18 protein-coding genes, 1 tRNA gene and 1 pseudogene are annotated in these 14,624 nt (G+C 62.1%); 11 read left to right on the plus strand and 9 right to left on the minus strand.

Translation table 11 applies throughout. The features are described 5' to 3' along the window. Window positions 1-4: 4 nt before the first annotated feature. The gene (locus tag AC522E_RS02945) at window positions 5-331 is read left to right on the plus strand and encodes a hypothetical protein (RefSeq protein WP_500748906.1); all 327 of its coding nucleotides are present in this window, start codon (window positions 5-7) and stop codon (window positions 329-331) included. Window positions 332-336: 5 nt separating this feature from the next. Here the strand turns inward: AC522E_RS02945 and AC522E_RS02950 are convergent, their stop codons facing one another. From AC522E_RS02950 to AC522E_RS02960, 3 genes are all read right to left on the minus strand, one after another. After that, complete coding sequence (locus AC522E_RS02950) at window positions 337-1,350, minus strand: hypothetical protein (protein WP_500748907.1); 1,014 nt, start codon at window positions 1,348-1,350, stop codon at window positions 337-339. 126 nt (window positions 1,351-1,476) lie between these two features. Next, window positions 1,477-2,076, minus strand: coding sequence for a DUF1134 domain-containing protein (locus AC522E_RS02955; protein WP_500748908.1), 600 nt, complete (start codon window positions 2,074-2,076; stop codon window positions 1,477-1,479). A gap of 204 nt (window positions 2,077-2,280) precedes the next feature. Beyond that, on the minus strand, window positions 2,281-3,105 hold the full coding sequence (locus AC522E_RS02960) for a 3'(2'),5'-bisphosphate nucleotidase CysQ family protein (protein WP_500748909.1): 825 nt from the start codon (window positions 3,103-3,105) through the stop codon (window positions 2,281-2,283). Between the two features lie 169 nt (window positions 3,106-3,274). On the opposite strand from AC522E_RS02960, the gene chpT reads away from it, so the two are divergent. Next, window positions 3,275-3,916, plus strand: coding sequence for a histidine phosphotransferase ChpT (gene chpT, locus AC522E_RS02965; protein ID WP_500748910.1), 642 nt, complete (start codon window positions 3,275-3,277; stop codon window positions 3,914-3,916). A gap of 154 nt (window positions 3,917-4,070) precedes the next feature. Here the strand turns inward: chpT and AC522E_RS02970 are convergent, their stop codons facing one another. Both AC522E_RS02970 and ctrA read right to left on the minus strand, forming a co-directional pair. After that, window positions 4,071-4,508 carry an EamA family transporter gene (locus AC522E_RS02970; protein ID WP_500748911.1) on the minus strand — a complete coding sequence of 146 codons (438 nt, stop codon included), beginning with the start codon at window positions 4,506-4,508 and terminating at the stop codon, window positions 4,071-4,073. Between the two features lie 90 nt (window positions 4,509-4,598). Further along, a complete protein-coding gene (ctrA, locus tag AC522E_RS02975) occupies window positions 4,599-5,300 on the minus strand; it encodes a response regulator transcription factor CtrA (RefSeq protein WP_500748912.1) in 702 nt (233 codons plus the stop codon). Between the two features lie 518 nt (window positions 5,301-5,818). Here ctrA and fliJ point away from each other — a divergent pair. Then, window positions 5,819-6,223: a flagellar export protein FliJ gene (gene fliJ, locus AC522E_RS02980; protein WP_500748913.1), complete on the plus strand. Its 405-nt coding sequence runs from the start codon at window positions 5,819-5,821 to the stop codon at window positions 6,221-6,223. A gap of 69 nt (window positions 6,224-6,292) precedes the next feature. Here the strand turns inward: fliJ and AC522E_RS02985 are convergent, their stop codons facing one another. Then, entirely contained in the window at window positions 6,293-6,913 is a 621-nt protein-coding gene (locus tag AC522E_RS02985; protein WP_500748914.1) for a GNAT family N-acetyltransferase, read from the minus strand. 279 nt (window positions 6,914-7,192) lie between these two features. Between AC522E_RS02985 and AC522E_RS02990 the strand changes: the two genes are divergently transcribed. Both AC522E_RS02990 and AC522E_RS02995 read left to right on the plus strand, forming a co-directional pair. After that, window positions 7,193-8,191, plus strand: coding sequence for a lysylphosphatidylglycerol synthase domain-containing protein (locus AC522E_RS02990; RefSeq protein WP_500748915.1), 999 nt, complete (start codon window positions 7,193-7,195; stop codon window positions 8,189-8,191). Between the two features lie 7 nt (window positions 8,192-8,198). After that, window positions 8,199-9,026, plus strand: coding sequence for a class I SAM-dependent methyltransferase (locus AC522E_RS02995; RefSeq protein ID WP_500748916.1), 828 nt, complete (start codon window positions 8,199-8,201; stop codon window positions 9,024-9,026). A gap of 11 nt (window positions 9,027-9,037) precedes the next feature. Here AC522E_RS02995 and AC522E_RS03000 read toward each other — a convergent pair. Together AC522E_RS03000 and sciP are read right to left on the minus strand one after the other, a co-directional pair. Beyond that, window positions 9,038-9,226: pseudogene (locus AC522E_RS03000) on the minus strand (helix-turn-helix domain-containing protein); the annotation flags it as partial. 266 nt (window positions 9,227-9,492) lie between these two features. Continuing rightward, the gene (sciP, locus tag AC522E_RS03005; protein WP_109595385.1) at window positions 9,493-9,768 is read right to left on the minus strand and encodes a CtrA inhibitor SciP; all 276 of its coding nucleotides are present in this window, start codon (window positions 9,766-9,768) and stop codon (window positions 9,493-9,495) included. 235 nt (window positions 9,769-10,003) lie between these two features. Here sciP and mnmA point away from each other — a divergent pair, with 235 nt between their 5' ends. The 6 genes from mnmA to AC522E_RS03035 all read left to right on the plus strand — a co-directional run bounded on the left by mnmA (window position 10,004) and on the right by AC522E_RS03035 (window position 13,255). Further along, window positions 10,004-11,158 carry a tRNA 2-thiouridine(34) synthase MnmA gene (gene mnmA / locus AC522E_RS03010; protein WP_500748917.1) on the plus strand — a complete coding sequence of 385 codons (1,155 nt, stop codon included), beginning with the start codon at window positions 10,004-10,006 and terminating at the stop codon, window positions 11,156-11,158. A gap of 22 nt (window positions 11,159-11,180) precedes the next feature. After that, entirely contained in the window at window positions 11,181-11,822 is a 642-nt protein-coding gene (locus AC522E_RS03015; protein WP_500748918.1) for a class I SAM-dependent methyltransferase, read from the plus strand. 235 nt (window positions 11,823-12,057) lie between these two features. Further along, a complete protein-coding gene (locus tag AC522E_RS03020) occupies window positions 12,058-12,267 on the plus strand; it encodes a cold-shock protein (protein ID WP_500748919.1) in 210 nt (69 codons plus the stop codon). A gap of 99 nt (window positions 12,268-12,366) precedes the next feature. Further along, entirely contained in the window at window positions 12,367-12,585 is a 219-nt protein-coding gene (locus tag AC522E_RS03025; protein ID WP_500748920.1) for an AsnC family transcriptional regulator, read from the plus strand. A 49-nt stretch (window positions 12,586-12,634) separates the two neighbouring features. After that, window positions 12,635-12,853, plus strand: coding sequence for a hypothetical protein (locus AC522E_RS03030; RefSeq protein ID WP_500748921.1), 219 nt, complete (start codon window positions 12,635-12,637; stop codon window positions 12,851-12,853). A gap of 325 nt (window positions 12,854-13,178) precedes the next feature. Continuing rightward, window positions 13,179-13,255: transfer RNA gene (locus tag AC522E_RS03035), tRNA-Met, on the plus strand. Between the two features lie 212 nt (window positions 13,256-13,467). On the opposite strand, the gene AC522E_RS03040 is transcribed toward AC522E_RS03035, so the two are convergent. Beyond that, window positions 13,468-14,106, minus strand: a complete 639-nt coding sequence (locus AC522E_RS03040) for a VOC family protein (RefSeq protein WP_500748922.1) — start codon at window positions 14,104-14,106, stop codon at window positions 13,468-13,470. Window positions 14,107-14,624: the final 518 nt, after the last annotated feature.

Raw genomic sequence — 14,624 nt, forward strand, 5'->3', positions numbered from 1 at the left:
ATTCATGAAGCGAATGCTCATTCTCGCGGTCATGACGGCAGGCGGCGTCACGGGTGCCCTGGCTCAGGCCCCCGTCCTGCCGCCCCAAGCGCCGAATATGCCCGCGCCGAAGGATATGCCGGCGGAGAAGATCAAGCCGTCCGACCCTTCGGAAACGGGATCGACCGGCACCTTGAGCGACAAGCTTGAGAAGAGCGATGGCGTCATTCGGCCACCGGCGACGGCCACACCGGAGATGACGGTCCCGGCCCCGGTTCCCAATCCGGGCACGACTCCGGTCATTCCACCGCCCGGCAGCCCAGGCGGCAACCCGCGTGTCGATCCCAAATAGGGGCCTCAGCCGGATTTCCTGCGCCGATTGGCCTTGGCGGGTTGATTGCCCTTGGCGGGCTGGGCTTTGCCGCTTTTCACGATCCGTTCGGCCAGTTCGGTAATCTGAAGGCGCAGCGCCTCGTTCTGGCTTTCCAAGACGGTCGCATCCGCCTGTGCCGGTTGCTCATCGAGCCGCTTGGTGAGAGCGGCGATCTCCGCGACCTTCCCGTCTCGCTCGGTTTCCAATTCACGGATGCGCTGCTCGAGAATCAGGCCGCGTTCCTGTTCGGCCGAGAGGTTCCTGGCAAGCTCGGCAAGCCGCTTGCGCTCGCCCGACAACTCACTGTGTCGCTCATTCAGAGCGCGCTCGAAATCGTCGCCGCGGGCGGTCTGGGTCATGAGCCGGGTCTCGAGGTCCGAAATTGTGATCCGCTTGACGTCGAGCTCGCTCAAGGCCGCATTCAGGCGTTGGTCGGCCTCGACATAGGTGGCGTCGCGCTCGGCAGACTTTTCCTCCAGTCGTGCGAGAGAGGCCTTGCTGCGTGCGAGGGCGGCCTGCACAACATCCAGCTCCCTGCGGTTGTTGGAAAGCTCGTCCAATGTCGCGCGATGGGCGTTCTCGAGGGCAGCCAGGGTCTCGCGGGCGCTGGAGAGGGAGTTGCGCGTCCGTCCGAGCTCCTCTTCAGTCGCCGCCACCTTGTCCAAAGCCGCCTTGAGCTCGGCCTCCCGCGCGGCGATGATTTTGCGGCAGGCGGCCAGCTCATCCTCCAGTTCCTGAATGCGAACGGCACGGCGGCCGAGCTCCTCGAGGCTCTGATGCTTGACCGCCTGCGCCTCCTCGGCCTTTCGCTCGATACGCCGCTGCAGGACCGCGAATTCGGCGCGCAGGTGATCCTTTTCTGCCGTCAACTCCTCGATAGACATGGGAAAGAGGGCCTCGACCCGTCGGCGGGCCAGACGCTCCGCGCGGCTGTTGACGGCCGGGATGATGAGAAGCGCGATCAGGGCTGCTGCCAGGAACCCCAATGCGAAGATCATGATTGTTTCGACCACGCGGACTCAAACTCCAAGGTGCCTGACCGGAAACGCTCAAGCACCTTGACTTGTGCCCGCGCCGCTTTCCAGGGCCTTATGAGAGCCCCGGAACGCCTTTTGTAGCGCAGATCAGAAGGGATTCCAGGTCGGCTCGGGGGTGAACTTCAGATATCCCATATTGACCCCCAGCCGGGCGCCGACGCCGGTACGGATCGGCACAACCACCATTTCGTCCGCCTTTGCCGCCGAAATCCCGAAGCCGCCGACGAGATAGGCGGAGCCGTCGATGCCGACGAAGCGGCGGTACAGGGCGTTCATGGCCGGAAGGTTGTAGACGAGCATCATCGTGCGCGCGCCTTCGCCACCCACGTCGAAGCCCAGGGTCGGCCCCTGCCAGAAAATGCGCCGCTCGCCCGCATTGCGGGTGAAAAGCTTGCCCTCGCCATAGCGCAGCCCTCCAAAGAAGGCGCCAGAGGCCTCCTGGCCCAGGATATAGCCGTTCGGCTCGCCCCAGCGCCGGACGGCTTCTTCCACCGCAAGGGCCAGCCCACGGGAGGCCGAGCCGAAGAACTGGTGTCCCGACTGTACGAGATCATTCGAGTTATAGGAGTTCGGCGCGTTTGGGGCGGTATAGCTGGAGGGGACCACCTGAGCCGATGCCCCAGCGGAGAACAGACCGACGAAGGCAGCCAAGGCGGCTGCGGCCAGAAAGGCGTAGCGCGAGCCCATGAGCAATCTCCTCGCATGAGATGCCGGAACCGAGGCCCCGACGGTAAGTGGACAAAACCGGCCCTGGCCGGATTTCCGTCCGTCCAAGGCCGGCCTTGGACACAGGCGGTGGCTCTTTTTTAAGGCCATCAACCCTAACAATCTCTCTACAGGCTCGCATGGCGCCGGACGGTGGGACCGGAAAACCCGCCTGTTCCCGCTTCCCTAGCAGGAGACGGGCAGGGCGAGGCGCGGTGCGAGGGAGATGTCCCCCAGGGCCGCGAAGGGGCCGTTGCGGTAATCGCGGCTCCTGTGGCCATAGGACAATGGCGCGCCTCCAGGACCTATGACCCTTCCGCCTGCGCATGAAAGGATGTGGTCGCCGGCCGCCGTATCCCATTCCATCGTCGGACCGCACCGGACGTAGACATCCGCCTCGCCCGACGCGATGAGGCAGAATTTCAAAGCGGACGAGGTCATCCGCCTTGACCCGATGGACAATGTCGAGAGGCACTCCTCCGTAGCATGGTCCCCGTGCCGGCGACTGACGAGGGCGATCAGGTTCTGTTCCGGGGCCGCTCTCGTCTTGACCGGACGCCAGACGATGTCTCCGTCCGGCTGATCGGGGATGGCGCCGACCAGGGCCTTTGTTCCGGCGATCCAGATGCTTCCCAGGGCAGGTGCCGCCACGACACCAGCCACGGGCCGGTCACCGCGGATCAAGGCGATGTTGACGCTGTATTCGCCTATCCCGTGGATGAAGTCGCCGGTTCCGTCGAGAGGATCGACGAGGAAGAAATGGGTATCCGTCTTCTCGTGGCATGCAGTCTCTTCGGCGATGATCGGGATGCCCGGCCAGGCGCTTTTCAGATGCCCGATGATGAACTCTTCGGCAGCCAGATCCGCGATCGTGCTCGGCGTCCCATCTTCCTTGATATACGGATCGAGGAGGGCAGGCTTCGCGCGGCGTAGGATCTGTCCGGCCCCGATGGCGACCACTGCAAGTTGCCGAGCAAGAGAATCGGTATCGCTGTCGTCAAGCCTCGTCATGGCTCCGGCCCGGTTGCGCAGGGCATGTGAATGCCGCTGCCTGCTTTTCAAAGAACTCTGAGCCGGGTATCCCGGTTCACGTTCTCTTTCCTGTTATCGCCTAACCTTGGCAGATCGAAACCCGCTTGTGCAAGCATAGGACCGATCTGACGGTCATTCCGGAGCCCTTATGGCCACGATTGCTCTTGATTCCCTGGATCTCGCCGCCCTCCTGTGTTCCCGCGTCTGTCACGATGTCATCTCTCCCGTGGGGGCCATCGTGAACGGGCTCGAGGTCCTGGAGGACGACAATGACCCGTCGATGCGGGAATTCGCCCTCGAACTGATCGAGAAAAGCGCGAAGCAGGCGTCCGCTCGTCTCCAGTTCGCCCGTCTCGCCTTTGGCGCGGCCGGTTCGGCGGGTGCCGCCATCGATCTCGGCGACGCAGAGCATGTGGCTCGCGGGCTGTTCCTGGACGACAAGATCTCCTTCGCCTGGTCGGCGCCCCGACTCCTGTTCCCCAAGAACCGGGTCAAGCTGCTGCTCAACCTGATCATGATCGCGATCAACGCCATCCCACGCGGTGGTTCAATTTCCGCGAGCGTGTCGGGAGATGCGGAGACATGCGAGTTCATCATTCGTTCGAAGGGGATGAACGCACGTATTCCGTTGCATGCGGAATCGCTGCTCGCCGGCGAGTCGGAGACGGGTACGATCGATGCACACGGCATCCAGATCTATTATGCCGGAATGGTCGCGCGTGCGTCCGGCATGACAACCACCTTCAGCATCGACGGCGACGAGGTCACATTGCGGGCGATGCCGGCGTAGGGACGTTTCGACGACGCCGAGGGATTGCGCAAGGCGATTCTCGCGGATGCTTCGGCTGTTATTGCGGCAGGAGAGACCGGCTGGACGCTTCCATGCCGGACAATGATAAGACTCCTGCCGCGCGAACGATACGGCACGCGAAAGACGTTTGCGGCTACGCCTTATAGGCGACCAGCACGGCTCCAGCAGCGATCAGCGCAACGCCTGTCCAGTTCCATCCGGACAAGCGTTCCCCGAGAAACACAACACCGAACACGGCCACCAGAACGACGCTCAACTTGTCGATAGGCGCGACGCGCGCCGCATCCCCGAGTTTAAGCGCGCGAAAGTAGCACAGCCACGAGGCGCCGGTGGCGAGTCCCGACAGGATCAGGAACGCATATGTCCGGCCAGAGACAGAGCCCAGTGCCTGCCACTGACCCGAGCCGGCGAGGATTGCGCCAAGCAGGACAAGAATAACGACGGTGCGAATGAACGTGGCGAAGTCCGGATTGATGTTCTCGATGCCGATCTTCGCGAAGATCGCTGTCATGGCGGCGAAGGCAGCCGAGAGCAAAGCCCAGAATTGCCAGGCTACAATGACAGACCGCATGAGGATTACCCCGCCTGAGTTCTGTTGCCTCATCATAACAAAAAACCCGGCTCATAGCCGGGCTTTTTGCATGGGATGAGGGGTTCGGTCTCAAACAGCGATGCGCTCTTCGGCGTCGTTCGGTTCGCGCAGCACGTAGCCGCGACCCCACACGGTTTCGATGTAGTTCTTTCCCTGCGAGGCGTTGGCGAGTTTCTTGCGGAGCTTGCAGATGAAGACGTCGATGATCTTCAGTTCCGGCTCGTCCATGCCGCCATAGAGATGGTTGAGGAACATCTCCTTCGTCAGGGTCGTCCCCTTACGCAAGGAAAGGAGTTCCAGCATCTGGTATTCCTTGCCCGTCAGGTGGACGCGGGCGCCGCCGACCTCGACGGTCTTGGTGTCGAGGTTGACGACCAGGTCCCCCGTGGTGATGACCGATTGCGCATGGCCCTTGGAACGGCGCACGATCGCGTGGATGCGAGCCACCAATTCGTCCTTGTGGAACGGCTTGGTCAGGTAGTCGTCGGCACCGAAGCCCAGACCCTTCACCTTGTCGTCGGTGCCGGCCATGCCGGAGAGAATCAGGATTGGCGTCTTGACCTTCGCAACGCGGAGGGTGCGCAGAACTTCGTATCCCGACATGTCGGGGAGGTTCAGGTCGAGAAGAATGATATCGTAGTCGTAGAGCTTGCCGAGGTCGACGCCCTCTTCGCCGAGATCCGTCGCGTAGACGTTGAAATTCTCGGACTTCAGCATCAGCTCGATGCTCTGCGCAGTTGCGCTGTCGTCTTCGATGAGAAGTACGCGCATGTTTATTCCCCAGCCCTTGCCCTTGGGCCACTGACCAGCCGATGGCTGCTCATCCGCCACAGGGCCTGTGGCGGATGCCCTTTTGAACTGATTCGCAACGCTAGTTCAGAATGGTTAACAAACCCTGATTCAGACATGCAAGCGCTTAACGACTCGGCTCTCGCCATCCGTCGTCCGAGCTTGCCGCCGTATAGTTTCTGACTCACCATTCGAACTCGTTCCGCACGATCGAAACTCTTTGCTTTTCGGGACTTTGCGTCCCCGTCTTCCAGCCTTCCCTAAGGGAGGCCGGTGCGACGGACTCAGTGTTAACGAGTTCGGTAAACGAAAGGTTGATGGCGCCCCGCCTGTGGATAGATGGATGTCCAAGTGACCCATCGCACAGCAACCTTTCGTGGGGATTTCCTCGGAGGCGGTAAGGAACGGTCAACTTCCATGCAGGATGGTAAATCCCGTCTGGCGGGTAACTGAGCGATCCGCAGGACACGTGAAACAGCGACGTGTGGAGTTGAATCAAAATGAAGTCGCGGGATACGCTCATCCGCCTCAAGCGCTTTCAGGTCGACGAGAAACGTCGAAAGGTTGCGCAGATCGAGATGATGATCGCCGAGTTTGACCGCATGGCGGTGGACCTCGATCGTGAAATCGCTGCGGAGGAGCATAAGGCCGGAATTTCCGATCCAAACCACTTCGCCTATCCGACCTATGCACGTGCCGCGGCGCAGCGGCGCGACAACCTTCGCCAATCTGTTCAAAATCTTCATGTGCAGCTCGACGACGCCAAGGCCGAGCTGGGAGAGGCCTTCGAGGACTTGAAGCGCGCCGAGAGTCTCGAGGACCGGGAGCGGGGCGCCGATCCGGCCCGCGATACCGCCATGATCGGCCAGGCTGCACAGCCGCGGGCTATGCGCGCTTCGGCATAGCCGTTACTGCAGGCTGCTTCTGGAAAGGCGCACGGGGTGCGCCTTTTTCTTTTCTAAGCGGTGGTCCCGTCAGGGCTGTCCCAGGATGGGCGCGTGCGGTCCCGCCTGCGGCGGCAGATGTCCCGCCAGCCGTGGATCGTCCGAAACCTCGATGGCTCGCTTGTAGGGCTCGAAGCCGGCGCGTCGGTAGAAGGCGAGGGCGCCGGGATGGTCAAGCGAGCAGGTATGGACGAACAGACGCCCGATGGGCTTTTCGAAGGCCCTGCGGACCGCCTCCTGGATGAGGAAGCGCCCGGCTCCCCGACCGATCGTCCCTGGGACCAGACCGAGAAAGGCGAGTTCCGCCTCGCCTGCGGGACGGAAGTCGAGCTCGAGCAAGCCGAAATCGGCCGTGCCGTCGGTCAAGGCATAGGCTTCGACCCCGGGGTGGCCGATGATCGCTCTCAACTCTTCATCCGGCATGATCGCTCTGCTGAACCAGAGCCAGGGCTCTCCAATGCTGCGGAAAAGGGCGCGATAGCGCGCGACGTCGCCGGTCATTCGCTCGAGGGACCAGCCGGGCGGCGCGGCCGCTGCGGCGGACGCAGGCGGCCTGCGCATCTGCAGATACGTCACGACCGCTGCAACCTTGCCGTCGGGGAGATCCGTATAGCCGTTCAGGTTCAGTTCGATCGAAGAGGGGTCTGTCATCGTGCGACGTTCTCCTGACGTCTATCCGCCGTAAGGATGGTTTCCCATGGCCGTCGCGGGAGGGCAACGGTCATGACGGCTTTGATGAGTCCTCTCGGGTGCGGCAGCCGTCGGCTCGGTCCAATGGGTCCGCGAAGCGCCGAATCTCCATGGGGCCCGAATCCTGTCCGGAGCCGGATTTCCTCCTTCATGCGTCCCGGCGCCGCGACCGACTTCCCCCTTGCGGGGCAAAGGCTTGTAGGGCACACAGGGAAAATTACCAGGGAGCCGCCCGCTTCGATGAAAAATGTGCGTGAGTTCATCTGGCCCTTGATCGGGCTGCTGGCGGTTGTTGTTTCCGGTTGGCTTCTTTATCGCGAACTTCGCGGCCTCTCCCTCGACGATGTATGGGAGAGCCTGAAGGCGGTGCCGCATCATCGTTATGTGCTCGCCGGGTTGTCGACGCTCGTCGCCTACGCGGCGCTGGCCTGGTACGACCGGATCGCCCTTCTGCATCTTGGCGTGCGGCACATTTCCTGGCTTTTCGTGTCGGTCACCTCGTTCACGACCTACGCCCTGTCGCACAATATCGGCGCATCGGTGTTTTCCGGCGCGGTCGTCCGCTACCGGGCCTATTCCTCGAAAGGTCTCAGTGCCGCCCAGATCGCCGTCCTGGTCGCCCTTTGCTCGTTTACCTTCGGCCTTGGCACAATCTTGCTCGGCGGCATCGTGCTGACCCTCGATCCGACCCTGCTGCATCGCCTGGAGGATTTGCTGCCGAGCGTCCTTACCAACCCGGCCACAGCGCGGATCGTCGGGTTCATCCTTCTCGGGCTCGCGGCTCTTTATGTGGCCGGATCGATCCTCCACCTTCCGCCCCTCGTCGTCCGTAAGGCGAAGCTCGAATATCCCCGCCCGGCCATTCTCTGGCGTCAGCTTCTGGCCGCCCCCCTCGAGCTTCTGGGAGCTGCCGGCATCATCTACTTCGTGCTGCCGGCCCATCTCGAGCCGAGCTTCGTCGTCGTGCTGGCGGTTTTCCTCGCTTCGTTCTCTGCAGCCCTGGTCAGCCATGCGCCAGGAGGGCTCGGGGTGTTCGAACTCGTTTTCATGACGGCGATGCCGGATATTCCAAAGCCCGACGTGCTGGCCGCGCTGATCGTCTTTCGCGTGTTCTATCTCCTGATCCCCTTCGCGCTTTCCCTGATCGTCGTCCTCCTGTTCGAGAGGGCGCGTCTGGCCCAGGCCTGGCGCGGGCGCGGCAGGCCCGACGGGCCGCTGCCGCCATCGCCTCTGGTCTGAGGCTCCCATGGCGGCTCCATGGCGGCGCCTCGGTTTTGGTCTCTCGACGCTTCTGGGAGGCAGAGCCAAAGGATTCTTCATTCCCTATCGCTACGCCGCCGATGTGAAGGTCCTTGGCTATCCGGCTCTCGTTTCCCTGTTCGAGGACGCGAAGCCTCGGTTTTCGTCGATCCTCGACGATATCGAGGCGTGCGCCGCGGACCTGCGCCTGATCGCTCAGGGGCAGGGACCGGCGCGCTTCGACCAGGATTGGTTCCCCCGGCTGGATGCCGCCGCCGCCTATGCGATTGTGCGGTCAAACAGGCCCGCGCGGATTCTCGAGGTCGGGTCCGGCCATTCCACCCGTTTCATGGCTCAGGCCGTGCAGGATGGCGGGTTTCAGGCCCGGATCACCTGCATCGATCCTGCACCCAGGGCGTCCCTGGCGAAACTCCACGTGCGGCACAAGGCCGTGCTGCTCCAGGAAGCCGATCCTTCCCTTTTCACGGAGCTGGCCGCCGGCGACATCCTGTTCATTGATTCCAGCCATATCGCCATGCCTGGGACAGACGTCGACCGGCTCTTCCTGGACGTGCTGCCGCGCCTCGCGAGCGGAACCGTCATCCATATTCATGACATGACCCTGCCGGACGCCTATCCGGAGGTCTGGAACTGGAGGGGCTATAACGAGCAGCTCCTGGTCGGCACCCTCCTGCAAGGCGGCGCCTACGAGCCCGTCTTCTCGAGCCACTTCGTGGCAAAGACCATGCTGGCGGGCCGCCCGCATGGCATTCTCTCCGAATTGCCGTTGCAGCCAGGGGCGCTCGAGACGAGCCTCTGGATTCGCAAGCGCTGAGCCGGGGTCGTTCAGCCGGCGGCGCGAACTTGCCCGTGTTCGGGTACGGCGAATCCGGCTTCCGCATAGTCGTTCAGCTTGTTGCGCAGGGTTCGGATCGAAATGCCCAGGATCTTGGCCGCATGGGTTCGGTTGCCCCGGCAATAGTCCAGCGTATCGAGAATGAGATGCCGCTCCACATCGGCGACCGTCCGGCCAATCTGGATCGTTCGCGAGGCAAGCAGCGCTGCCCCTTGGGTCGTCGAGGCCGCATTCGGAGCCATCGAAGGAGAGGAGGGCGGGTTCGGGAGTTCGTAGGCTTGCTGCACGTGTCAGACCTGTCTCTGCGAAAGGGGCCGCAGGACAATTGTCCGGGTATGGTTAGAAATCGCTTAACGTCGCCGTAGGATGCCTTTTGCGCGGCCGCCTGATACGATGAGGGCGCAGCTCTCAGGGAAGCCGCGCCCTTGAGACCGTTTCGGGGATTCTACTGGCGGTAATGCTGAATGCGCGTCGTGCGCAGCCCTGCAAGCCCATGCTGGTCGATCGACAGCTGCCAGCTGAGGAACTCCTCCGTCGTCAGGGTATAGCGCTGACAGGCCTCCTCGAGACTGAGAAGGCCTCCGCGGACGGCGGCGACGACTTCCGCCTTGCGTCGGATGACCCAGCGGCGTGTGCTGGACGGTGGAAGATCGGCAATCGTCAGCGGACTGCCGTCAGGCCCGATGACATACTTGACCCTCGGGCGGTGGGGTTCGGTCATGATACGCTCACACAAAAATTCAACGACCTTGTCGACGATGACGTTATGCGACGCCGCTTAATGTTTTCCTAAGCGCAGAGGCGCGGCCGGTGCGCATGCCCCGATTTCGCCATAATGGTTAATGAGCCGTGACGTTTGGGGCCATCGGGCGCTCTGGAAGATCGGCCCGGCAATCGCTATAGAGGTGCTTTGGCCCCTCCGTGCGCCGCCTTGAACGGCGCCTCGGGATGGAACGATGCTCAACTCACTCGATCTTCCCCGCGACCCGTCGCAGACGCGCGTCGTGGTCGCCATGTCCGGTGGCGTGGATTCTTCCGTCGTCGCCGCCCTTCTCAAGCGAGAGGGCTACGATGTCCTCGGCATCACGCTCCAGCTCTACGATCATGGTGCCGCCGCCCATCGCAAGGGTGCGTGCTGCGCCGGTCAGGACATCTACGATGCTCGCCGCGTGGCCGAATCCATCGGCATTCCTCACTACGTGCTCGACTATGAGGCGCGATTCCGCGAGGCCGTGATCGACCGTTTCACTCAGAGTTATCTGGCCGGCGAAACCCCGATTCCGTGCGTGGAATGCAACCGCTCGATCAAGTTTCGCGACCTGCTGGAAACCGCCCGGGAACTCGGGGCGGATGTGCTCGCGACCGGTCACTATGTGGCAAGCCGCGCGCTTCCGGACGGCCGCAGGGCCCTTCACCGGGCCGCCGACCCGGACCGCGATCAGAGCTATTTCCTCTATGCGACAACACCGGAGCAGCTGAGCCTGCTTCGCTTCCCCTTGGGCGAGTTGCCCAAGGAGGAGACCCGGGCGCTTGCGCGCGAGTTCGGTCTCACGGTGGCGGAGAAGGCGGACAGCCAGGATATCTGCTTTGTCACGCAGGGACGCTACAGCGACGTGATCGAGCGTCTGAAGCCGGACGCTGTGCATGGAGGCGAGATCGTCCATATGGACGGAAGGGTCCTCGGCCGTCACGAAGGGATCATCCACTACACGGTGGGGCAGCGAAAGGGCCTTGGCATCTCGACCGGGGAGCCTCTCTATGTCGTTCGGCTGGATGCCAAGGAAGCGCGGGTCGTCGTGGGGCCCCGGGAGGCTTTGGCGACGCGCCTTATCCGCCTGGCCGACGTGAACTGGCTCGGGGACGCACCTCTCGGCAGCCTCAGCGGGAAGGGCATGGATGTCGCAGTGCGCGTCCGTTCCACCCGTGAACCCCGTCCCGCGATCCTTCGGCTGGACGAGAAAGGCGCGAGCGTGGAGTTGTTATCGGCGGAAGATGGGGTGTCTCCCGGTCAAGCTTGTGTCATCTATGAAAGCGATGCTTCCCGGGCACGTGTGCTTGGCGGGGGCACGATCGCTCGCACGACAGCTGAGGTCGCCCCCGCCGCGGCCTAAGCCTTCCACTGAAGGACGCTCCATGACGGATGGACCCACCACGGCCCTGATGCGCAAGGCTTATGCGCGTTGGGCCCCGATCTACGATGTTGTCTACGACAAGCTGACCGAGCCGGCCGCCCGCGCCGCCGTGAACGCGGCCGTAGCCTGCGGCCCGCGCGTGCTCGAAGCCGGTGTCGGAACGGGTCTATCCCTCGGATATTATCCGAAGCATGCAGAGGTCTACGGAGTCGACCTGTCCGAGGACATGCTGCGGAGGGCCAGGATCAAGGTCGACAAGCACGGCCTTACCCATGTCAAAAGTCTTCAGGTCATGGATGTCACCCGCCTCGGCTTCCCCGACGAGACCTTCGATGCGGTGACGGCGCAGTTCATCATTACGCTCGTGCCGGAGCCGGAGGTCGCCCTCTCGGAGTTTGCCCGCGTGCTCAAGCCGGGTGGGGAGATCGTGCTCGCCAACCATTTCGGCCAGCCCTCGGGCCCGGTGGCGGCCCTGGAGGAATTGGCCTCTCCGCTTGCCAAGGCCATCGGCTGGAGCTCTGCCTTCAAGGCCTCCCGGGTCGAAGCCTGGGCCAGGACGACCGGGCGCATGGACGTGGTCGAGCTGAAGCCGCTTTTCCCGGCTGGCTTCTTCAAGCTCATGCGTGTCCGCAAACGTCCGTAAAAAGTCGCGCTGGAGTCAGTAAAAGGGGGGTCGTGATAACCTGAGTCCCGGCCGCCCTTGCTATTTATCAATCAAGTCCCTATCTTAGTATAGTCGTTGTTTGGCCGGATCTCTGGGCCCCGCTGCGTTTTAACTTGAACGCGCGTTCAGTCCTCTTCCCAAAAATCGAAAAAAAACCGACAGGTTTCGCTCTCTGGCGCGACTTGTTCTGTCATCATGCCGGAGGGGAACCGAAATGCTTCAAGGAACAGTCAAGTTTTATAACGACCATAAGGGTTACGGCTTCATTCAGCCCGACAATGGCGGCAAGGATGTCTTCGTCCATGCGTCGGCTCTCGAGCGTGCTGGAATGCGAGGCCTCGTTGAAGGCCAGAAGATCGGCTTCGAAATCGAAACGGATCGACGCACCGGCAGGCAATCCGCCGGCAACCTTCAAGCGGCCTGAGGTCGCACGGTCGCTGACCCATTCTCAACAGTTGCGAAAGGAGCCGGCAAGGCCCTTTGCGATTCAACGAACCTCAAGAAAAATCAAGGCTTACGAGTTATGCAATTTCACTTTATTCCCAAGCCCGCGGGCCAGGACCACTGGAGCGCAGGCTTCACTCTCGACCGGATTTGGGCCAGGGATGCCGGGAGCAACCGGGAGGTCAGCCACCTTCTCGACTGCTCCTATCTCTACCAGTCTCCGCGCGAGCTGCAATGGCACCTCGCTTACCGGTTCGGACTGGCCGCGCAGGCGATCGAGCTGACTTCCGAGGCCTGAGCCCTATCTAAGCGTGTGCTCCGATCCCTTAAGACAGAAAGACAGTCCCATGCGTATTTTCATGTTCGTTTCTCAGTCCCGGGACGAGCTACATGCCTTCGCCGGCGACGAATCCGGGAGCAAGCTCCCTGCGAAGTACGGTCCGTGGGGCCTGACAGGTACGCTCCAGTCGCGCCAGTCGCCGCCGCATAATTTCTCCCGTCGTGTCATCGAGCAGGCGATCTCGTCCGAGGGATTCCAGCTCTGGCGCACGAAGCCCAAGGGCTGAACCGTTTCGATGGTTCAGGGTCGCCCAGGCCCCGGATCGAGCCTAGGCGGGATGGTCATGGTGCCCTGTCCGGAAGCGGCACGCGGGCTTCGCGCCCCGAAGCCAGGCGGGCACGCGACGGCCGATCGCTCCCAGGTCATTATTATGCTCCCGCCGCGGATGGAAAGTCGGCCCCCTGAGGCTGACTGATGAAGCCGGGGGAGGGGGAAGCCGGGCTGGACAAAACCTGCCACGGCTGCGGTGGCGGCCCATACTCTTCCTTGACAGAGGTGCCAAACCTTCCCTATATCGCGCCTGTCTGACACGGGGTTGTCCCCGTTCCTGGGGCGGAGTAGCTCAGTTGGTCAGAGCAGAGGAATCATAATCCTTGTGTCGGGGGTTCAAATCCCTCCTCCGCTACCATCAATCCCTGTAATCCATCATGACGAATGGGCTTTTCTTCTAGCCGTCCCCAAGGATACGCCGGGATGGGGCTGGGCGCGTCTCGCTGACCTGATTTATCGGAGCCGAAGGCGCTTCGCACGAGCGTCTGCTCGGCCACGAGAGGCCCTGTCTTCAGGCACGTGTTGGATCGAAGGGGAGGTTACGACCCATCGCGGACCTTCATGCGCGGCTCAGGAAAGTTCCTTGGTGCCGGCAGGCGTCTCGATCTGCGCGCGGTAGCGGAAGACATCACAGAGCACAATTGCGGGCGAGCGGTCGACACCGATCTCTCGATGAAGTTCTGAGATCACCGCAGCGTCAGGGTGTTCAAGGGTGAATGATCTGAGCCTTGCTCCCAGATCCGCGATCGTCTCCATCGACCGAGGTTTACCGCGCCTGTCGATGATCGAGGGAACTGCGCCGTCAAGAGGAAGCGAACCATCGTCCTGAATTGCAAAGTCGAACGATGGATCGATCCACGGAAGAGATACTTTCCTTCCGAGTAGTCCTTCCCGACCGGCGAGGACGGCATCGATTGCGTCCGTCCGCGCCACCCAGGTCCGAAGGCGGCGGCCGGCATCCCAGTCGGCTCTGACGGCTTTGCTATCGTCCAATCCAAACCAGCGCGCGCGCCTTGGCCCTGTCGCATCAGGGTCCAAGGCGATGATTTCCAGATAGATCCCATCCCCCAGCTGCAGAAGGTGATTGTAGGTGCCGATGTAATGGTGGCGCTGCCCGAACGGGACATCGAGATCAAGGCACGTTCGGACATGCGCCACCCCCTCTGCGAGAGTCGGGGCGATGATGGTCAGATGATCAAGTTTGAGCATGGAAAAGCCAACGATGGCGGGCGGCGGCATCGGCATACCGGGACCGCTGGGGGGTGCCCCGGCCCGAACCCTGGAGGCGGGGATCATCTCTTTGCGCTTGCGGGAGGGCTCTTGCGGAAAGGGCCCTGTGGGATGTGAACGGCGGATTGAGAGTTGTCGCTGGCAGCGATTTTGTGGGCAACCCGCCAATCAAGTCAACGACTTGGCCCTCCACAAGGACGCAATCCGAACCAGATGGAGAGGGGTTGAGGGATTGGCGGTGGTGGTCCTCCGCTACCGGGCCGTAACGAGAGCATGTCGAAGGCTCTCCTTTTCCCTGCCCACCGATGGAAAGCGTGCATCTTGGGGCAGAATAGCAGGCTTGACCATTTCGGATTGTCGAGATTTCTTCTTCGTAAAAGAAGTGTTGCGAATAGATCCGCAGCAGATTACAGCACAAGAAAGCAACTACAAAGAATACGCAAATTAAAGGATGTATATTTGCAATTTTATTGCGTTGCATTGATGACGATCAATGC

It is taken from the genome of Microvirga sp. BF8 (genome assembly GCF_059888585.1).